This is a genomic window from Actinomycetospora rhizophila (assembly GCF_042657905.1).
Lineage (GTDB): Bacteria > Actinomycetota > Actinomycetes > Mycobacteriales > Pseudonocardiaceae > Actinomycetospora > Actinomycetospora rhizophila.
On sequence record NZ_JBHSKG010000002.1, the window covers coordinates 595,839 to 614,263 of the forward strand.

General features: G+C 74.8%; 18 protein-coding genes. 4 read left to right on the forward strand and 14 right to left on the reverse strand.

Annotation, left to right across the window (positions count from 1 at the left end; translation table 11 throughout):
- Nucleotides 1–52: 52 nt before the first annotated feature.
- Complete coding sequence (locus ACFPK1_RS06685) at nt 53–1,504, reverse strand: MFS transporter (RefSeq protein ID WP_378020109.1); 1,452 nt, start codon at nt 1,502–1,504, stop codon at nt 53–55.
- 95 nt (nt 1,505–1,599) lie between these two features.
- Here ACFPK1_RS06685 and ACFPK1_RS06690 point away from each other — a divergent pair, with 95 nt between their 5' ends.
- Entirely contained in the window at nt 1,600–2,124 is a 525-nt protein-coding gene (locus ACFPK1_RS06690; RefSeq protein ID WP_378020110.1) for a TetR/AcrR family transcriptional regulator, read from the forward strand.
- A 53-nt stretch (nt 2,125–2,177) separates the two neighbouring features.
- A complete protein-coding gene (locus tag ACFPK1_RS06695; protein ID WP_378020111.1) occupies nt 2,178–2,543 on the forward strand; it encodes a hypothetical protein in 366 nt (121 codons plus the stop codon).
- 7 nt (nt 2,544–2,550) lie between these two features.
- On the opposite strand, the gene ACFPK1_RS06700 is transcribed toward ACFPK1_RS06695, so the two are convergent.
- Both ACFPK1_RS06700 and ACFPK1_RS06705 read right to left on the reverse strand, forming a co-directional pair.
- Entirely contained in the window at nt 2,551–3,264 is a 714-nt protein-coding gene (locus tag ACFPK1_RS06700) for a Crp/Fnr family transcriptional regulator (protein WP_378020112.1), read from the reverse strand.
- 135 nt (nt 3,265–3,399) lie between these two features.
- Nucleotides 3,400–4,716 carry an MFS transporter gene (locus ACFPK1_RS06705; protein ID WP_378020113.1) on the reverse strand — a complete coding sequence of 439 codons (1,317 nt, stop codon included), beginning with the start codon at nt 4,714–4,716 and terminating at the stop codon, nt 3,400–3,402.
- A gap of 152 nt (nt 4,717–4,868) precedes the next feature.
- Here ACFPK1_RS06705 and ACFPK1_RS06710 point away from each other — a divergent pair, with 152 nt between their 5' ends.
- Nucleotides 4,869–5,207 (forward strand): universal stress protein, encoded by a 339-nt coding sequence (locus tag ACFPK1_RS06710; protein ID WP_378020114.1) that lies wholly within the window; start codon nt 4,869–4,871, stop codon nt 5,205–5,207.
- Here the strand turns inward: ACFPK1_RS06710 and ACFPK1_RS06715 are convergent.
- The 3 genes from ACFPK1_RS06715 to ACFPK1_RS06725 all read right to left on the reverse strand — a co-directional run bounded on the left by ACFPK1_RS06715 (nt 5,204) and on the right by ACFPK1_RS06725 (nt 8,112).
- The gene (locus ACFPK1_RS06715; protein ID WP_378020115.1) at nt 5,204–6,232 is read right to left on the reverse strand and encodes a hemolysin family protein; all 1,029 of its coding nucleotides are present in this window, start codon (nt 6,230–6,232) and stop codon (nt 5,204–5,206) included. The genes ACFPK1_RS06710 and ACFPK1_RS06715 overlap by 4 nt on opposite strands.
- On the reverse strand, nt 6,229–7,569 hold the full coding sequence (locus ACFPK1_RS06720) for a hemolysin family protein (protein WP_378020116.1): 1,341 nt from the start codon (nt 7,567–7,569) through the stop codon (nt 6,229–6,231). The genes ACFPK1_RS06715 and ACFPK1_RS06720 overlap by 4 nt, the downstream gene beginning before the upstream one ends.
- 324 nt (nt 7,570–7,893) lie before the next feature.
- Nucleotides 7,894–8,112: a hypothetical protein gene (locus tag ACFPK1_RS06725; protein ID WP_378020117.1), complete on the reverse strand. Its 219-nt coding sequence runs from the start codon at nt 8,110–8,112 to the stop codon at nt 7,894–7,896.
- A gap of 76 nt (nt 8,113–8,188) precedes the next feature.
- On the opposite strand from ACFPK1_RS06725, the gene ACFPK1_RS06730 reads away from it, so the two are divergent.
- The gene (locus ACFPK1_RS06730; protein WP_378020118.1) at nt 8,189–9,352 is read left to right on the forward strand and encodes an MFS transporter; all 1,164 of its coding nucleotides are present in this window, start codon (nt 8,189–8,191) and stop codon (nt 9,350–9,352) included.
- Here the strand turns inward: ACFPK1_RS06730 and ACFPK1_RS06735 are convergent.
- The 8 genes from ACFPK1_RS06735 to ACFPK1_RS06770 all read right to left on the reverse strand — a co-directional run bounded on the left by ACFPK1_RS06735 (nt 9,315) and on the right by ACFPK1_RS06770 (nt 18,423).
- Nucleotides 9,315–9,998 carry a response regulator gene (locus tag ACFPK1_RS06735; protein WP_378020119.1) on the reverse strand — a complete coding sequence of 228 codons (684 nt, stop codon included), beginning with the start codon at nt 9,996–9,998 and terminating at the stop codon, nt 9,315–9,317. The two genes, ACFPK1_RS06730 and ACFPK1_RS06735, sit on opposite strands and share 38 nt — an antisense overlap.
- Nucleotides 9,995–12,499, reverse strand: a complete 2,505-nt coding sequence (locus ACFPK1_RS06740; protein WP_378020120.1) for a sensor histidine kinase — start codon at nt 12,497–12,499, stop codon at nt 9,995–9,997. The genes ACFPK1_RS06735 and ACFPK1_RS06740 overlap by 4 nt, the downstream gene beginning before the upstream one ends.
- Before the next feature lie 4 nt (nt 12,500–12,503).
- Entirely contained in the window at nt 12,504–13,136 is a 633-nt protein-coding gene (locus ACFPK1_RS06745; RefSeq protein ID WP_378020121.1) for a potassium-transporting ATPase subunit C, read from the reverse strand.
- Nucleotides 13,137–13,139: 3 nt separating this feature from the next.
- The gene (gene kdpB / locus ACFPK1_RS06750) at nt 13,140–15,212 is read right to left on the reverse strand and encodes a potassium-transporting ATPase subunit KdpB (protein ID WP_378020122.1); all 2,073 of its coding nucleotides are present in this window, start codon (nt 15,210–15,212) and stop codon (nt 13,140–13,142) included.
- Nucleotides 15,209–16,846, reverse strand: a complete 1,638-nt coding sequence (kdpA, locus tag ACFPK1_RS06755) for a potassium-transporting ATPase subunit KdpA (RefSeq protein WP_378020123.1) — start codon at nt 16,844–16,846, stop codon at nt 15,209–15,211. Before kdpA ends, kdpB begins: the two co-directional genes overlap by 4 nt.
- Nucleotides 16,846–16,932 carry a K(+)-transporting ATPase subunit F gene (gene kdpF / locus ACFPK1_RS06760; protein WP_378020281.1) on the reverse strand — a complete coding sequence of 29 codons (87 nt, stop codon included), beginning with the start codon at nt 16,930–16,932 and terminating at the stop codon, nt 16,846–16,848. Before kdpF ends, kdpA begins: the two co-directional genes overlap by 1 nt.
- 415 nt (nt 16,933–17,347) lie before the next feature.
- Nucleotides 17,348–17,731, reverse strand: a complete 384-nt coding sequence (locus ACFPK1_RS06765; protein ID WP_378020124.1) for an ACT domain-containing protein — start codon at nt 17,729–17,731, stop codon at nt 17,348–17,350.
- A gap of 77 nt (nt 17,732–17,808) precedes the next feature.
- Nucleotides 17,809–18,423, reverse strand: coding sequence for a class F sortase (locus ACFPK1_RS06770; RefSeq protein ID WP_378020125.1), 615 nt, complete (start codon nt 18,421–18,423; stop codon nt 17,809–17,811).
- Nucleotides 18,424–18,425 lie beyond the last annotated feature (2 nt).

The following is an 18,425-nucleotide window of genomic DNA, read 5'->3' on the forward strand; positions in this document are numbered from 1 at the left end:
GCGTGGCGCCACGCGCTCGCGATCGAGCGCGTGGCGTTGCGGACGCTCAGCGTCAGCGACGGGCCGCCGCTGACATCTCGGGGTCGGCGACCTTGACGGCCGAACGGAGCAGCCGCCAGGCGCCGAGCGCCGTGAGGGCGAGGACCGCCGCGCCGAGCAGCGAGGCCACCTGCATGCCCGAGGTGAACGCGGCGCGGGCGGTGGCGACGAGGGCGTCGTCGGTGGTGTGCGCGAGCGCCCCGCCGAGCGTCTCCTGCCCGGTCCGCGCGGTGAACACCGCCGCGGCGATGCTGCCGAGCACGGCGGTGCCCAGCGCGCCGCCGAGCTCGTAGCCGGTCTCGGAGATCGCCGAGGCGGCGCCGGCGCGGTCGGCGGGCGCGGCCGCGAGGATGAGGTCGTTGGTCAGGGCCTCGGCGAGCGCGACCCCGCCGCCGAGCAGCACGAAGCCCGCGACCACCGCGGCCAGCCCGCCGAGGACCCCGACGAGGGTCAGGCCCACCCCGGCGAGCCCGAGCCCGACGCCGACCAGCCCCGGGGCCGCGAACCGGCGCACGAGGCGGGTGGCGACGAGCGCGCCGGTCACCCCGGCCACCGAGCCCGGCAGCATCCACAGCGCGGCCTCCAGCGGACCCATGCCCAGCACGAGCTGCAGGTACTGGGGCATCAGCACCAGGAGCCCCACCAGCGCGAACACGCCGAGCAGGTTGGTCAGCACCGACACCGAGAACGGCCGGCGCGCGAAGAGCTCCAGGTCGATCAGGGGGTGGGTGAGGCGGCGCTGGCGGCGGGCGAACACCACGCCGGCCGCGATCCCGGCCACCGCGGCGACGCCGGCGCCGACCGTCGCGCCCTCGGTGGCGAGCGTCTTCACCGCGGCCACCAGCGGCAGCATCGCGGCGAGCGACAGCGCCGCCGACGGCAGGTCGAACGGGCCGGGGTGCGGGTCGCGGCTCTCGGGCAGCACCCGCGGCCCGAGCGCGAGCAGCAGCGCGATCACCGGGACGTTGACGAGGAACACCGATCCCCACCAGAAGTGCTCGAGCAGGAAGCCGCCGACGACCGGGCCCGCGGCGGCGCCGCCGGAGAACGCCGCCGACCACACGGCCACCGCCGTCGCCCGCCGGCGCGGCTCGGGGAACGCCGTCTTGATCAGCGAGAACGTCGAGGGCATGAGCGTCGCGCCGCCCAGCCCGAGCAGGGCGCGGGCGACGACGAGCATGCCCGCGGTGGGGGCGAAGGCCGCGGCGACGGACGCCACGCCGAACGCCGCGGCGCCCCACATCAGCAGGCGGCGGCGCCCGATGCGGTCGCCGAGCGTGCCCATGGTGACCAGCAGGCCCGCCAGCACGAACGAGTAGGCGTCGACGATCCAGAGCTGCTCGGCCGCCCCGGGGTCCAGGTCCTCGGTGAGGGCGGGCAGCGCCGCGCCCAGCACCGTCATGTCGATGCTGATCAGCAGCACCGGCAGCGTCAGGACGGCCAGCGCCGGCGACCGGCGGGACATCGTCGCCTCCACGACTCTCGCGTGACTACACCGTCCGGACGGTGCAGTTTGAACGAGACGAAACTACACCGGCTGGACGGTATAGTGTCAACGCCGTGCCTCGCCCGTCACAGCGCGACCGCATCCTCGACGCCTACACGGACCTCGTCGTCACCTCCGGCCCCGAGACGGTGACCCTCGACGCCGTGGCCGCGGCGGCCGGCGTGTCCAAGGGCGGGCTGCTCTACCACTTCGGCTCGCGCGAGGCCCTGCTCGACGGGCTGCTCGAGCGGGCCCGCGAGCTCAACGACACCGACCTCGCGGCCGCCCGGACCGCGCCCGAGGGTGTCGTCCGCTACTACCTGCGCACCTCGTTCGACCAGCCGGCCACCTCGAGCCCCGTGTACCGGGCGACGGTCGCGCTGATCAAGCTCGCGACCACCGAGCCGCGCGCGGCGGAGGCGACCCGCCGCTGCCTGGCGGGGTGGCGGGCGGCGCTCACCGAGGAGCTCGGCGACCCGCTGGCCGCCGACATCCTCGCGACCGTCGGCGACGGCATCTACCTGCGCGCCATCGTCGGGGACTCCAGCGAGGGCATCGGCGACGCGCTCGAGGAGGTCATCCGGCGGGCGGGCTCGTGAGCGGTGGCCGACGACACGGTGTCGGCACGGCGATCCGTCCGCACCCTGGTGTGGTGGAGGAGCCGCACGAGGAGCCCGGACGCCCGCTCGAGGAGACGTCCGGGAACCCCGCCGACCGTTCGCCCGACCCCTACGACGAGCGCTTCGACGGCATCGTCGCGCACCTGGCGGCGCTGGACCCCCGCTTCGTGCGCCGGGTCAGCGCTCCACCGGCGGTGGGGCTCGGCGTCGGCGACCTCATGATCGTCGTGGGGCTCGTGGCCACCGTGCTGTTCGGCGTCGTCCCGCTGGCCATCGGGCTGCACGCGGGCGCGGTGCCGCTGATGGTCGTGGGCGGGCTCGGGTGCCTGCTCCTGCCCGCGGGCGCACCGCTGGCCGTCCGGGCGGTCCTGCGGCACATGCGGCCCCTCATGCCCTGAGGCGGCGTCAGACCGCCACCGCGTCCACCCGGCGCCGCAGGCTGGGCAGGTCCCGGACGACGATGTCGCGCCCGTCCTTCTGCAGCACGCCCTCGGCGACGAGGCGGGAGAGCTCGCGGCTCGTCGTCACCCGCGTCAGCCCGACCATGAGCGCGAGCTCGTCGACCGGCGGGCGCACGCTCAGCCGCGCGGACGCGCCGAGCGCGCCCTCGCCGTAGGCCTCGACGAGGTGCCCGAGCAGCAGCGCGACGCGCTCGCGGGCGGGCAGGCCGTCGAGGCAGACGTGCAGGTGCAGCACCCGCTGCTTGTGGGCGACGCGGCGCACGACCTCGACGAGCAGCTCCGGGTCCTCGCGCGCCGCCTCGACGAGCGTGTCCCGCGCGATCGAGAGGACCTCGCACGGCACGACGGCGGTCGCGGTGACCGGGTGCGGGGCACCGTCGAAGCACGGGCCCTCGCCGAGGCTCGCGCCCGGCTCGGCCCACGAGATCACCCGGACCGTGCCGTCGGGGCGCAGCATGTGGATGCGCACCCGGCCGCGGACGATGACGTGGAACGCCGACGACCTCTCGCCCTGCCGGTAGAGGTGCCCACCGGTGCGCAGCGTCCGGGCCACACCGAGGGCCTCGACGCGGCGGCTGACCGCCCCGGTCTCGGCGAGCAGGAACGGCGAGACCGTCGGGGTCGGCACGACGTCGGGACCGGTGCTGCGCCTGGCCACGGGCGCCCCCTCGCCTGAGACGTCACGGGCCGCTCCGAGGGTCCGGGGCGGTCCGGGCAGGGTAGAGCCGGACCGGCGCCTACGGAAAGGGACGAAGCAGGCGCCGGCCCGGCGGGGGCTCTCCGGTCGGTGTCGTCAGGCCGTCGCGGGCTCGCTCGTCAGGCTGATCGACGCCGCGTCGGTGTCGGGCAGGGCGATGGTGCACAGCAGGCTCACGACCGACAGGCCGGCGAGCAGGATGCCGATCGCGAGGCTCGACCCGAGCCACGCGACCAGGGCGGTGGCGATCAGCGGCACGACCCCGCCGCCGAGGACGCCGGCGAGGTTGTAGGCCATGCCCGCGCCGGTGTAGCGGTAATGGGTCGGGAAGAGCTCCGGCAGCTGCGCGCCCTGGGGGCCGTAGGCGAGGCCGACGACGCCGAGCACGACCGACAGCCCGAGGCCGAACGCCCAGCCGGTGCCGATGTCGAGGATCGGGAAGGCGATGAGGCCGCCGACCACCGACAGGCTGTTGCCGATGATGATCATCTTCCGGCGCCCGACGCGGTCGGACAGGATCGCGCCGGCGATGGTCGTCGCGGCGAACACGAGCCCGCCGATGATGCCCATCGCGAGCACGGTCGTGCGGGGCAGCTCGAGCTGCTGCGTGCCGTAGCTCGTCAGGTACGTGACGCCGATGTAGAAGAAGGCGAACACCGCCATGGTCGACCCGGCGCCCAGCAGCACGCGGCCCAGGTGGGTGCTGAGCACCTCGGCCACCGGCATGCGCGTGCTCACGTTCTTGTCGCGGGACTTGAAGGCCGCGGTCTCCGTGATCGCCAGGCGCACGTAGAGCCCGACCGCGACGAGCAGGACGCTCGCGATGAACGGCACCCGCCAGCCCCAGGCCAGGAACGCCTCGTTGCTCATGGTCAGGGCGGTGGTGAGGAACGTGGCGCTGGCCAGCGCGAACGCCAGCGACGGGCCCAGCTGCGGGAAGAGTGCGTACTTGCCGCGTGTCTTGCCCGGCGAGTTCTCGGCGGTGAGCAGCGTGGCGCCGGCCCACTCGCCGCCGACCGCGAGGCCCTGCAGGATCCGCAGCACGACGAGCAGGATCGGGGCGAGGATGCCGATCGTGCCGGTGGTGGGCAGCAGGCCGATGGCCAGCGTGGACAGGCCCATGAGCAGCAGCGTGGTCACCAGCGTGCGCTTGCGGCCGAGCTTGTCGCCGAAGTGGCCGAAGAGCACCGACCCGAACGGGCGCGCGACGAACGCGACGCCGAAGGTCGCGAGCGCCAGCGCCGTGCCCGCCGCGGCGCCGAGCGTGGGGAAGAAGACCTTGTTGAACACGAGCGCTGCGGCGGTGCCGTAGATGAAGAAGTCGTAGAACTCGATGACCGTGCCGGTCATGCTCGCGATCGCGATGCGGCGCATCGGTGGTGGCGAGCTCGTCGTCGACGCGTCGCTGGTCACGAAACCTCCTGAACATTCGTACGGGCACACGGAGTGTCCGGTTCAGGACAGCTTGCGGTCTGTATCACACACTACAGACGCCCGTTCGGCAGTGTGCTGTGCACGGGTTGTTCCACTGGGTGACCAACGGACGGAAGGGGTATCACCCGACGATGACGATCTTGGTGGCGGTCACCGACGACCCCCAGGGCAGCGCGGCCCTCGACGTCGCCCTGGTGGAGGGGGAGCGCCGGCGCACGGGCGTCGTGGCCCTCAACCTGCGGCCCGGGCGCCTCGACGCGCCCGGCGGCGCGACCGTCGTCGACCGCCTGCTCGGCGTCGAGGACGGGGACGCGGTGCTCGAGCACCTCGAGTCCGACGCCGACGTCGACCTGCTCGTCGTCGGCGTCGGGCGCCGCACCCCCGTCGGCAAGGCGCTGCTCGGCGACCTCGCCCAGCGCCTGCTGCTCGAGGCCGACGTGCCCGTGCTCGCGGTGAAGGCGCCCGCCTAGGCCCGCGCTCCCGCGTGGTGGATGTCGCCGACCAGGGCGGCCAGCACGTCGTCGAGCGCCGCCACGCTCTCGGGCTCGCCGCCGGGCGCGCCCACGAGCACCAGGTGCGCGCCGCTTCGCCGCATCTCGGCCAGCGCGTCGGCCAGCGAGGTGTCGGCGCCCAGCGTCGCGAGCGGGCGCACGAGACGCCCGGGCGCCGGCCGGCCGCGCGGCGGCGCCGGTGGCCCCAGCAGGTCCTTGACGTGCACGTAGCCGTGCCAGCCCCGCTCGTCGCGCAGCGGCAGCCGCGAGAACCCGCGCGCGTGGGCGAGGGCCTCCAGCTCGGCGACCGTGGCGTCCGGGCGGGCGGTGACGACGTCGTCGACGGCCACGCCCCCGAGCGTGGCCTCCGAGAACCCGAGCGCGCCGTGCACCAGCGCTGCCTCGTCCCGGTCGAGCAGGCCGTGGGCGCGCGACTGCTCCACGAGGTCGGCGACCTCGTCGCGGCTGAACGCGCTGGCCATCTCGTCGCGGGGCTCGACGCGCATCGCCCGCAGCGTGATGTTGGCCAGGCCGTTGAGCACCCACAGGAACGGGCGCAGCACGGTCACGATCGCCACGAGCGGCGGGGTGAGCACGAGCGCCGCGCGGTCCGGCAGCGCCAGCGCGATGTTCTTCGGCACCATCTCGCCGACCGTGACGTGCAGGAACACGACAATGAGCAGCGCGATCGCGAACGCAGGAGGGTGCACCGCCGCCTCCGGCAGGCCCAGGGCGGCGAACGCCGGCTCGATCGCGGCGGCGACCGCGGGCTCGCCCAGCGCGCCCAGGCCCAGCGAGCAGATCGTGATGCCCAGCTGCGCGCCGGCCATCATCAGCGACACGTTCTCCATCGCGCGCACCGTGATGCGCGCGGCCCGCGACGTCGCCGCCCGCGGCTCCAGCGAGGCACGGCGGGCGGAGATGAGGGCGAACTCGGCGCCCACGAAGAACGCGTTGACCGCCAGCAGCACGACCGCCGTGGCGATCCCGGCACCGATGCTCATGCGCTCACCGTCTCCAGGTCGAGCCGGATCGCCGTGACGCGCCAGCGCTCGGTGGCCTCGACGGTGAGGCGGACCGGGCGCTCCTCGACCTCGCCCAGCTCCTCGCCGTCGCGGGTCGCGGTGACGGTCACGGTGTCGCCCTCGGCGGGCACGCTGCCGAGGTGCTCGGCGAGCAGGCCGGCGAGCGTGTCGTACTCGGGCGACTCGGGCAGCGTCCAGCCGAGCAGCGCCGACGCCTCGTCGGGCCGCAGCCGGCCGTCGCAGCGCCAGGAGCCCTCACCGAGCCGCTCCCCGGGCGGGGTGCGCGGGTCGTGCTCGTCGCGGACGTCACCGACGATCTCCTCCACGAGGTCCTCGAGCGTGACCAGGCCGGCGAGGTCGCCGTACTCGTCGACGACGAGCGCGAGCTGCACGTCGCGGGCGCGCAGCAGGGTCAGCAGCCGGTCGAGGTCGACGGTCTCCGGGACGACCTCGACGGGGCGGGCGAGCCGGGCCACCGGGGTGCCCGCGCGGTCGGCGTCGTCGACCCCGAGCGCGTCGCGGACCTGGACGACGCCGGGCTCGGTGTCGTCGTCGCCCAGCACCGGGAAGCGCGAGCGCCCGGTGGCGGCGGCCCGCTCGAGCAGCGTCGCCACGGTGTCGGTGGGTGCGAGGGTCTCCATCGCGCCGCGCGGGGTCATGACGTCGTCGGCGTGGCGCTCGGTGAACGCGAGCGTGCGCTGCACGAGCGTCGCGGTGTCCCCGGGCAGCGTGCCCTGGTCGGCCGAGCGCCGGACCAGCGAGAACAGCTCCTCCGCCGAGCGCGCCGAGGCGAGCTCCTCGGTGGGCTCCACGCCGACGGCGCGCACGAGCACGTTGGACGTGTTGTTGAGCAGCAGCACCAGCGGCCGGGTCACCGTGGTGAACCCGCGCATGAGGCCCTGGACGGCGCGCGAGGTGCGCAGCGGCTGGCTGATGGCGAGGTTCTTCGGCACCAGCTCGCCGAAGATCATCGTGAGCGCGGTCGAGAGCACCAGCGCCACGACCAGCGACGCCGCCGACGCGGCGCCCTGGGGCAGCCCGAGGTCGGTCAGCGGCGGGGTGATGAGGCGCGCGATCGCCGGCTCGGCGAGGAAGCCGATGGCGAGGTTGGTGACCGTGATGCCGAGCTGGGCGGCGGAGAGCTGCGTGGACAGCGAGCGCAGGGCCGACAGCACGCCCCGGGCCCGGCGGTCGTCCTCGGCCTCGCGCTCGACCGTGGCGCGGTCGACGCCGACGAACGCGAACTCGGCCGCGACGAACACACCGCACGCGAGCACGAGCAGCAGTGCCGCGAGGATCAGCAGGATCTCGATCACGGGCGACCGCCCACGACGGTGTGTCGATGTCGTCGCCGGCGGCGGCGTCTCATGAGCTCCTCATCACAGGTGGTCGAACCGGACAACCGCGACAACGGCCGAGTCCGCGCGCGAGTTCCCGGGGCGCGGACGGGTGCCCGGGCTCACCGGCCGGGGGCGCCCTGCTGGTGATCAGGAGCACCTCATCGCTCCGGGCGGCGACCGCGCGGTGGACCACGCGCTCGTGATCTCCGCGCCGGTGTCCGACGAGTCGGCGCCGTCCCTCGAGCTGCAGTTACTGGCTGGTATCGCTCGTACGGCGAGTGATACCAGCCAGTAACCGGGTCAGGTACCGGTGCCCTGGCTCGTGGACGCCTCGGGCGGCGTGCCGCCGGGGCCGTCCGGCGGGTCGCCCAGCGGGCCGACGAGCATCGAGACGCCGAGGCCGACGAGGAACGCCGCGACGCCGATCAGCGCGGCGATCTTCGCGGAGACGGCGCGGGCGGCCCGGGTGACGGGCCCGGGGGCGGCGGGGAACGTGGTGGTGGGTTCGGCTGCGGTCATGGGTCCGAGCATCGGGGCGCGCGCTGTCCGGTCCGTGTGGTCGACCTGTGGTGCCTCTGTGATCCACGATCGGATGATGCGCTCCCCGGCCCTCCGCCTCACCGTCGCCGGCGCCGCGGTCGTGGGCGTGGCCTACGGCATGGGCCGGTACGCGTTCGGGCTGACGCTCCCGTCGCTGCGGACCGACCCGGCGCTGTCCGCCGACGGGCTCGACGACGCCGTCCTCGGCCTCATCGCGTCGGGGTCGTTCGCCGGTTACCTCGCCGGGCTGCTCCTCGCCCCGGTCGTCGGCCGGCGCTTCGGCCCGCGCGCGCCGACGACGGTCGGCAGCGCGTGCGGGCTGGTCGGCGGGGCGCTGGCGGCGGTCTCGACGTCGCCGCTCGTGCTGGCGGCCGGCGTCATCCTGGCCGGCAGCGCCGCGGGCTGGGTGTGGGCGGCGTACTCGGACCTGGCCGCCGTGGTCGTCGACCGGCCCGCCCGCGCCCGGACGCTGGCGATCATCAGCACCGGCACGAGCGCCGGGCTCGTGGTGTCCGGGGTCGTCGGGCTCGCGGCGCTCGGCGTCCCCGCGTGGCGGCTCGTGTGGGTCGCGATCGGGCTGGCGTCGGCCGCGACGGGCCTGCTCAACCTGCGGTGGACGCCACGGGTGCCGCCGGCCGGCGCGACGCGGACGGGCCGGATCGCGCTGCGTGGGCTGGCGGTGCCCGTCGCCTACTCCGTCGCCTTCCACGTCGGCGTGACGACGTTCTTCACCTGGGCGGCCGACATGCTGCGCCGCGCCGCCCTCGCCCCCGGCTGGGCGCCGGCGCTCTACGGGCTGGTCGGGGTCGTCGGCCTCGTCGGCCTGGGCATCGGCGGCTGGTGCGCGCGCTTCGGGACGGTCCGCGTCGCGGCGGCCTGCCTGCTCTTCCTCGGTGCCTCGCTGGTCGTCCTGGGGACCGGCGCGGGCTCCGGGGCCGTCGCGCTCGTCGCCGCGGCGATCTACGCGCCGGGGATCATGGGCGGGGCCGCGGTCCTCGCGGTGTGGACCGCCGAGATCGCCCCGGAGCGCTCCGGGGAGGCGCTCACGGTCGTCGTCGCGGTCGGGGCGACGGCCGCCGTCGTCGCGCCGACCGTCGTCGGCCTGCTCCTGGGCGTCGTGAGCCTCACCGCGGTGCTGGTCGGGCTCGCCGTCCTCCTCGTCCTGACGGCGGTCGGCATCCTCAGACCTCGAAGCGGTACCCCCGCCCCGCCTCCGTGACGAGGTGGCGCGGCCGCGAGGGGTCGGGTTCGAGCTTGCGGCGCAGGTGGGCGAGGTAGACCCGCAGGTAGTGGCCCTCGGTGCCGTAGGCCGGGCCCCACACCTCGCGCAGGATCTGCTGCTGGGTGACGAGCATCCCGGGGTGGCGGGCGAGGTGCTCCAGCACGCCCCACTCCGTCGGGGACAGGTGCACCTCGGCGCCGTCGCGCACCACCTTCTTCGCGACGAGGTCGACGGTGAAGCTCGCGGTCTCCACCATCGGCGCGCCGTCCGGTGTCACCACCGCGGCCCGGCGCACCGCCGCCCGCAGCCGGGCGAGCAGCTCGGGGACCCCGAAGGGCTTGGTGACGTAGTCGTCGGCGCCCGCGTCGAGCGCGGCGATCTTGTCGGCGGAGTCGGTGCGTGCCGACAGCACGATCACCGGCACCGCGGTCCACCCGCGCAGGCCCTCGAGGACCTCGATCCCGGGCATGTCGGGCAGCCCGAGGTCGAGGATCACGACGTCGGGCGGCGGGTGCTCGGCGGCCGCGCGCAGGGCCGCGGCCCCGTCGGCGGCGAGCACGACGTGGTGCCCGTGTGCGGAGAGGTTGATCCGCAGCGTGCGCCGCAGGTGGGGGTCGTCGTCGACGACGAGGACGCGGCTCATGCGGGGACCGGCCGCATCGCCGCCGGGAGCGAGAGCACCATCGTCAGCCCGCCGCCCGGGGTGTCCTCGGCGTCGAGCGTGCCGCCCATCGCCTCGGTGAACCCCCGCGCCACGTGCAGCCCGAGCCCGACGCCGGTGGCGGCGCGCCGGTCGCCGAGCTGCTGGAACGGGGCGAAGAGGCGGTCGCGCTGCTTGCGGGGCACGCCCGGCCCGGCGTCGACGACGCGCAGCTCGACGCGGTCGGCGTAGGCGCTCGCCCGGACCGCGACGGTGCCGTGCTGATCGGGGTCGCCGTGGCGCAGCGCGTTGTCGACCAGGTTCGCGACCACCCGCTCGGCGAGCCCGGCGTCGGCGAGGACGTCGGGCAGGTCCTCGGCGACCGCGACGGCCACCCGGCCGGCGTCGACGTGCCCGCCCGCCAGCGCCGCGGCGACCACCTCGTCGAGACCCACGGGCGCGCGCACCGGCGTGACGCCCCCGGCGGCCAGCCGCGAGGAGTCGAGCAGGTTGTCGACGAGCCCGGTGAGGCGGTCGGCGGACTCCTCGACGGTGGCGAGCAGCTCGGCGCGGTCGGCGTCGGACATCGGCAGCCCGGGATCGCGCAGGCTGCCGGCGGCCGCCTTGATCGCGGTCAGCGGGGTGCGCAGGTCGTGCCCGACCGCCGAGAGCAGCGCGGTGCGCAGGCCCGCGGCGTCGGCGCGCCGCTGGGCGTCGGTGGCCTCGGCCGCCATCCGCCGGTTGCGCAGGGCGAGCAGCGCCTGCCCGCTGACCGTCGCGAACAGGGCGCTCTCCGGCGCGGTGAGCGTGCGCCCGGTGCCGACGAGGTGCACGCCCTCGTCGATCTCGACGTCGACGTCGGCCTCGGACGGCCGGCGGCAGGGCACGTCGCCGGTGCACGCCGTGACCTCCCAGCCCGTGCCGGCCCGCTCCAGCATCGCGACGGTGGAGAGCCCGAACGCCTCCCGCACCCGTTCGAGCAGCTTGGGCAGCGGGTCGGACCGGGAGAGCACGACGCGCGCGAACGAGGTCAGCAGGGTCGCCTCGGTGCGGGCCGTCGCGGCCTGGCCCGCACGCCGGTCGGCGCGGTCGACGACGGCGGCGACGAGGATCGCCACGACCACCATGGCGACGATCGCGAACGCGTTCTCCGGCTGCCCGATCGAGAGCGTGTAGAGCGGCGGGGTCAGGAAGACGTTGAGCAGCACCCCGCCGCCCAGGGCGGCCACGAGCGCGGGGGCCAGGCCGCCGATCATCGCCGTCACCACGGTGGCGAGGAAGAACAGCACCACGTCGGTGGACAGGTCGACCGACGCGCGCAGCACCACGCCGATGACGGTGGCGAGCACGGGGAGCAGGACCGCCGCGGGCCAGCCGAAGGCGTGGCGGCGGGCGGGCAGGGAGAGCCGTCGCCGCGGTGCGAGGCCGGCCTCCGCGTGCGTGACGAGGTGGACGTCGATGCTCCCCGACGCGGCGATGGTGCGGGCGGCGATCCCGGGGTCGAACGCCCGCGCCCACCGGGAGCGCCGGGAGGTGCCGAGCACCAGCTGCGTGGCGTTGGCGGCGCGCGCGAAGGCGAGCAGCGCGGCCGGGACGTCGTCGCCGACCACGGTGTGGAAGGACGCGCCGACGTCCTCGGCCAGGCGGCGCAGCCCGACGCCCGAGCCGCCGGTCACCAGCCCGTCCCCGCGCAGCACGTGGACGCACAGCAGGTCGGCCGACCCGGCGCGGCGGGCGATGCGCGCCGCCCGGCGCAGCACCGTCGCGCTCTCCGGCCCGCCGGTGACCGCGACCACCACCCGCTCGCGCGCCTCCCACACCTCGTCGGTGCCCTCGTCGTGGCGGTGGCGCTGCAGGGCGACGTCGACCTGGTCGGCGACCCAGAGCAGCGCGAGCTCGCGCAGTGCGATGAGGTTGCCGGTGCGGAAGTAGTGGGCGAGCGAGGCGTCGATCTTCTCGGGCCGGTAGATGTTGCCGTGGGCCATGCGGCGGCGCAGGGCCTCGGGCGTGATGTCGACCAGCTCGATCTGGTCGGCGGCGCGCACCACGGCGTCCGGGATCGTCTCGCGCTGCCGCACGCCGGTGATCCGCTCGACGACGTCGCCGAGCGACTCGAGGTGCTGCACGTTGACCGTCGAGATGACGTCGATGCCGGCCGCGAGCAGCTCCTCGACGTCCTCCCAGCGCTTGGCGTGGCGCGATCCGGGCGCGCAGGAGTGCGCGAGCTCGTCGACCACGCACACCTCGGGGGCGCGGGCCAGCACGGCGTCGACGTCGAGCTCGGTGAGCGCGGTGCCGCGGTGGTCGAGCACCCGGCGCGGCAGCACCTCGAGCCCGTCGAGGAGCTCCGCGGTCTTCGCGCGCCCGTGGGTCTCGACGAGCCCGACCACCACGTCGGTGCCCCGCTCGACGCGGCGGTGGGCCTCGTTCAGCGCCGCGTAGGTCTTGCCGACGCCCGGCGCCGCGCCGAGGTGGATCCGCAGCTCACCCCGTGTCGAGGTCACCTCCTCATCCTGCACCGAGCGAGGCGTTGAGCTCCGGCACGTTCACCCGGGGCTCACCGAGGACCCCGAACGTGCGCCCCTCGGTGGCGTCGGCGACCAGCGCGCGCACCCGGTCCTCGGGCAGGCCGGTGACCCGGGCGACGCGGGGCACCTGCTGCGCGGCGTACGCCGGGCTGATGTCCGGGTCGAGCCCGGAAGCGGAGGCGGTGAGCGCGTCCGGGGGGACCGTCGCGGGGTCCACGCCGTCGCGGGCGGCGATCGTGGCGCGGCGTTCCGCGACGGCCCGCGCGAGGTCGGTCGAGGACGGGCCGAGGTTGGAGCCGCCCGAGGTGGTCGCGTCGGCGGGGCCCAGGCCCGCCACGGCGTCGTCGGGGGCCGAGGCGGAGGGGCGCGTGTGGAACCACGGGTCGGCGGCGGGGTCCGCCGGCACCGGGTCGATGCCGATCAGGCTCGGCGAGCCCTCGGCGGGGCCGTGCAGGCCGGGGAGCCGGGAGACGCCCCAGATCACGGCGGGGTAGGCGACGCCGAGGAGCAGGGTGAGCGCGAGCAGGACCCGCACCGCCGCGCCGAGCTGGCGGCGCAGCTGGGTACCGGTGACGGGGGCGGGGGTGGCCTCGGGTGCGGTGAGCGTGGACATGGTTCAGCCGATCCCCGGGACGAGCCGGACGACGAGGTCGATGAGGAAGATGCCCACGAACGGGACGACGATGCCGCCGAGCCCGTAGACGAGCAGGTTGCGGCGCAGCAGCCGGTCGGGGCTGCTCGGGCGGAAGCGCACGCCGCGCAGGGCGAGCGGGATCAGCGCGACGATGACCAGGGCGTTGAAGACGACCGCCGAGAGGATGGCCGACCGCGGGGTCGCCAGCCCCGTGATGTTGAGCGCGGCGAGCTGCGGGAAGACCGCCAGGAACATCGCGGGCAGGATCGCGAAGTACTTCGCGAGGTCGTTGGCCAGCGAGAACGTGGTCAGCGCGCCGCGGGTGATCAGCATCTGCTTGCCGACCTCGACCACCCCGATGAGCTTGGTGGGGTCGGAGTCGAGGTCGACCATGTTGCCGGCCTCCTTGGCCGCGGCGGTGCCCGAGTTCATGGCGACGCCGACGTCGGCCTTCGCGAGGGCGGGCGCGTCGTTGGTGCCGTCGCCGGTCATGGCGACCATGCGCCCGCCGGACTGCTCGCGGCGGATGAGGGCGAGCTTGTCCTCGGGGGTCGCCTCGGCGAGGACGTCGTCGACGCCGGACTCGGCGGCGATGGCGCGCGCGGTCACCGGGTTGTCGCCGGTGACCATGACGGTGCGGATGCCCATGGTCCGCAGCTCCGCGAACCGCTCCGCGATCCCCGGCTTCACCACGTCCGAGAGCTCGACGATGCCGACGGCACGTGAGTGATTCGGGTCGTCATGACGACCCGAATCACTCACATGGGCGACCATCAGCGGCGTGCCACCCCGCTCGGCGATGCCGGTCGCGATGGCCTCGAGCTCGGCGCGGTCGGTGTCGTCCCCGAGCCAGGCGAGGACCGCCGCCGTCGCGCCCTTGCGCAGCTCGCGACCACCGACGTTCACCCCGGACATCCGCGTGGTCGCGCTGAACGGCACGAACTCGGCGGCCGCCTCGTCCGCGGTCGCCTCCGCGGCCAGCCCGTGGTCGGCGGCGCACAGCGCGACGATCGAGCGCCCCTCCGGCGTCGTGTCGGCGAGGCTCGCGAGCCGGGCCGCCGCCGCCAGCTCGGCGACCTCCACCCCGGCCAGGGGGTGCAGCGCGGTCGCTCGCCGGTTGCCGTAGGTGATCGTGCCGGTCTTGTCGAGCAGCAGCGTCGACACGTCGCCGGCCGCCTCCACCGCCCGCCCCGAGGTGGCGAGCACGTTGCGCTGCACGAGCCGGTCCATGCCGGCGATGCCGATCGCGGAGAGCAGCGCGCCGATCGTGGTCGGGATGAGACACACCAGCAGGGCGACGAGCACCACCAGCGACTGCGCGCCGCCCGAGTACGTCGCCATCGGCTGCAGCGAGACCACGGCCAGCAGGAACACGATCGTCAGCGCCGAGAGCAGGATGGTCAGCGCGATCTCGTTCGGCGTCTTCTGCCGCTGCGCGCCCTCGACCAGCGCGATCATCCGGTCGACGAACGACTCGCCCGGCTGCGCGGTGATCCGCACGACGATGCGGTCGGAGAGCACCGTGGTGCCGCCGGTGACCGAGGAGGAGTCGCCGCCGGACTCGCGCACCACGGGCGCGGACTCGCCGGTGATCGCCGATTCGTCGACGGTGGCGATCCCCTCGACGACCTCGCCGTCGCCGGGGATCGTCAGCCCGGCCTCGACGACGACGAGGTCGTCGACGCGCAGGGCGGTGGCGGCGACCGTCGACCCGTCCGGCCGGTGGGCGACGGTGTCCGTGCGCGTGGCCCGCAGCGCGGCGGCCTGGGCCCGCCCGCGGCCCTCCGCGACGGCCTCGGCGAGGTTCGCGAAGACGACGGTGAACCACAGCCACACCGCGATCAGCCACGCGAACACGCTCGGGTCGACGATCGCGGCCACGGTGACGACGACCGACCCGACCCACACCACGAACATGACGGGGTTCTGCACCTGGTGGCGCGGGCCGAGCTTGCGCAGCGCCGTCGGCAGCGACTCCACCAGCTGGGCGGGCCGGAACGCGCCGGCCCCGACGGGCCGGCCGGTGGTGGACGGACGGTCGAGGACGGCGGTCATGCCAGTCCCTCCGCGAGGGGGCTCAGGGCCAGGGCGGGCAGGAACGTGATCGCCGCGACCAGTACGACGGTGCCGGCGACGAGCACGGAGAACAGGGGAGTGCCGGTCGAGAGCGTCCCGGGGCCGGGCTCGGTCCGCGGCCGGCGGGCGAGCAGCCCGGCCAGGGCGAGCACCGCGACGATCGGCAGGAAGCGGCCGAGCAGCATCGCGACGCCCAGCGCGGTCTGGAAGAACCCGCTGGTGACGGTGAGGCCGCCGAACGCCGACCCGTTGTTGTTGGCCGCCGAGGCGAACGCGTAGAGGACCTCGGAGAGCCCGTGCGGACCCGCGTTGGCCATCGCGTCGGCGGTCGAGGGCAGCGCGACGGCCAGCCCGGTGCCCAGCAGCACGAGCGCGGGCATCGTCAGGGTGACGGCCACCGCGCACGTCACCTCGCGGCGCCCGAGGCGTTTGCCGAGGTACTCCGGCGTGCGCCCCACCATCAGCCCGGCGAGGAACACCGCGATGATCGCGACGACGAGGATCCCGTAGAGCCCCGTCCCGACGCCGCCCGGCGTCATCTCCGAGAACAGCATGTTCAGCAACGTCCCGCCGCCGCCGAACGCGGAGTAGCTGTCGTGCAGCGAGTTCACCGCGCCGGTGGACGTGCCGGTGGTGGTGTTCGCGAAGAGCGCCGAGCCGGGGACGCCGAACCGGACCTCCTTGCCCTCGAGGTTCGCGCCCGCGAACGAGGCAGTGCGCGCCTCCGCCGTCCAGATCACCGCGAGCATCACGGCCCACAGCCCGCCCATGACCGCGAGCAGCGAGACGCCCTGGCGCGTCGAGCCCACGAGACGACCGAACGTCCTGGTCAGCGCCACCGGGATCAGCAGCATCAGGAAGATCTCGAGGAGGTTCGACAGCGGGGTCGGGTTCTCGAACGGGTGCGCGGAGTTGGCGTTGAGGACGCCGCCGCCGTTGGTGCCGAGCTCCTTGATCGACTCCTGGGAGGCCGCCGGCGCGATGGCGGCCGTCGACACCCGGCCGTCCGGGCCGACGACGTCGATCCCCGATCGCAGGCTCATGACGACGCCCGTCGCGACGAGCGCGACCGCGGCGACGGCGGCGATCGGCAGCAGGACGCGCGTGCACCCGCGGACGATGTCGACCCACGCGTTGCCCAGCCGATCGGTGCGGCTGCGGACGAACCCGCGGACCAGGGCCACCGCGACCGCCATGCCGACCGCGGCCGAGACGAAGTTCTGCACGGTCAGGCCCGCCATCTGGACCGCGTGGCCCAGGGTCGTCTCGGGGACGTAGGACTGCCAGTTCGTGTTGGTGACGAACGAGATCGCGGTGTTGAACGCGACCGCCGGCTCCACCGGGCCCCGGTCGAACGACCACGGCAGCAGGGTCTGGAGGCGCTGCAGCAGGTAGAGCAGGACGATGCCGGCGAACGAGAACGCGAGGACCGCGACGGCGTAGGTGCTCGCCCGCTGCTCGGAGCGGGGGTCGACCCGCACCGCGCGGTAGAGGACGCGCTCGACGCCCCAGTCGCGCTGGTCGGTGTAGACGCGCGCCATCCAGTCCCCGAGCGGGCGCCAGGCTGCCGCGAGCAGGACGAGCAGGACCATGACCTGGAGGAGGCCGGCCATCAGAACCGCTCCGGGCGCAGGAGCGCGACCACGAGGTGGACGAGCAGGCCGAGGGCGATCACGGCCCCCACCACGTTCGCGATCACAGCCGGTCCAGCCCGCGGACGGCGAGCAGCAGGACCGCGAAGACCGCGATCACCACGCCCGCGAAGAGGAGGTCGAGCACCGGGTTCCCTTCGACCGAGGCGCCGCCCTCGGTGGCGGCGCGCCGATCACCGAGCGTGCGCGCGGGGCGGGGCGCGGGAGGCCGCGTTGACGCGTCGTTGACGCCGCCCGGCCCGGCTTTTCACGGGCTCGCGCCGCGGTGTGAGGCGCGCGACCGTGCCGCCGAGATCAGGGGTACCGGGTGGACGTCACCGGGCCGGGGACGGGGCACGGTGCGCTCGTGATCACTGGCCGGCGCGGCCGTCCCGGACCCTGCCGGTGATCAGGAGTACCTCGTCCACGCTCGCCGGCTGCCGCCGGTGGACGGCACGCTCCTGATCTCGGGCGCCGGGGCGCTCAGGACCCGGCGAGGCCCCGGAGCACGGCCATCGCGTCCTGGCGGCGCTCCCAGGGGACGAACAGGTGGTCGTGGTGGAAGCCCGCGACGGCGTTGGTGCTGATCCCGGCGTCGGTGAGCGCGCGGGCGATCGCGGCCAGGAACCCGACGGCCTCGAGCGCCGAGTGCACGCGCAGGGTGATGCCGGCGCACGGGAACTCGCCGGCGAGCCCGTGGGCCTCGGCGTCGGCGGCCGTCACGATCGCGGAGAGCCCCTCGGCCTCCCGGACCGTCGCGAGCGGGACCAGGCCGTCCGGGGGATCGAGGACGAAGACGTAGCGCTCGGGATGCAGGTCGGGCCGCATGCCGGCCAGCAGGCGGGCGAGGTCGGTGTCGCCGGACATGGCGGGGATCGTGATGGGTGCGCCGCGGGACCCGGCGGAGGGGCCGGGTCCCGCGGCGTCGGTCGGTTCGGCGGCCGTCAGACCTTCTGGACCTCGACGAAGTCGGCGTAGACGATCACGTTGGAGCGGTACGACCGGGCGCCCCGGTCGTAGTCCCCGCCGCAGGTGATGAGCCGGAGCTGCGGGTTGGCCGTGTCGTTGTAGACCGCGTCGGTGGGGAAGGAGTCCTTCGGGATCGTCTCGACCCGCGACACCTCGAACACGGCACGCTGCCCGTCGGCACGGTCGACGAACACCTGCGCGCCGGAGACGACGTCGTCGAGGTTCGCGAAGATCCCCGGCTGACCGCCGCCGTTGACGTGCCCGAGGATGATGCTCGGACCGACCTCGCCCGGCGTCGGGCTCTGGTCGAACCACGACGCCTGCATGGGCTGGGACACCGGCGGGACCTCGAGGCTGCCGTTCTCCTGGAGCCCGGTGGCGACGAGCGACGACTCCGCGGAGATCGACGGGACGGTCACCCGCGTCGGGGCCGAGGAGGCCAGCGGCGCGGGCGAGCCGAACCCCACCGGCCCGGACGAGTTCGCCCCGACGACCAGGGCGAGCAGGATCAGGACCACGATAAGCCCGATCGAGATGTTCGTGGTCGAGAAGCCGGACTTCTGGTCCGTGTCCTTGTCGGTCGCGGGCATCG

Coding starts and splice junctions, on each gene's coding strand:
- ACFPK1_RS06685 (WP_378020109.1), bottom strand. CDS start 1,504: ATGTCCCGCCGGTCGCCGGCGCTGGCCGTCCTGACGCTGCCGGTGCTG.
- ACFPK1_RS06710 (WP_378020114.1), top strand. CDS start 4,869: ATGACGATCTTGGTGGCGGTCACCGACGACCCCCAGGGCAGCGCGGCC.
- ACFPK1_RS06715 (WP_378020115.1), bottom strand. CDS start 6,232: ATGAGCATCGGTGCCGGGATCGCCACGGCGGTCGTGCTGCTGGCGGTC.
- ACFPK1_RS06725 (WP_378020117.1), bottom strand. CDS start 8,112: ATGACCGCAGCCGAACCCACCACCACGTTCCCCGCCGCCCCCGGGCCC.
- ACFPK1_RS06730 (WP_378020118.1), top strand. CDS start 8,189: ATGCGCTCCCCGGCCCTCCGCCTCACCGTCGCCGGCGCCGCGGTCGTG.
- ACFPK1_RS06735 (WP_378020119.1), bottom strand. CDS start 9,998: ATGAGCCGCGTCCTCGTCGTCGACGACGACCCCCACCTGCGGCGCACG.
- ACFPK1_RS06745 (WP_378020121.1), bottom strand. CDS start 13,136: ATGTCCACGCTCACCGCACCCGAGGCCACCCCCGCCCCCGTCACCGGT.
- kdpB (WP_378020122.1), bottom strand. CDS start 15,212: ATGACCGCCGTCCTCGACCGTCCGTCCACCACCGGCCGGCCCGTCGGG.
- kdpA (WP_378020123.1), bottom strand. CDS start 16,846: ATGGCCGGCCTCCTCCAGGTCATGGTCCTGCTCGTCCTGCTCGCGGCA.
- ACFPK1_RS06765 (WP_378020124.1), bottom strand. CDS start 17,731: ATGTCCGGCGACACCGACCTCGCCCGCCTGCTGGCCGGCATGCGGCCC.
- ACFPK1_RS06770 (WP_378020125.1), bottom strand. CDS start 18,423: ATGCCCGCGACCGACAAGGACACGGACCAGAAGTCCGGCTTCTCGACC.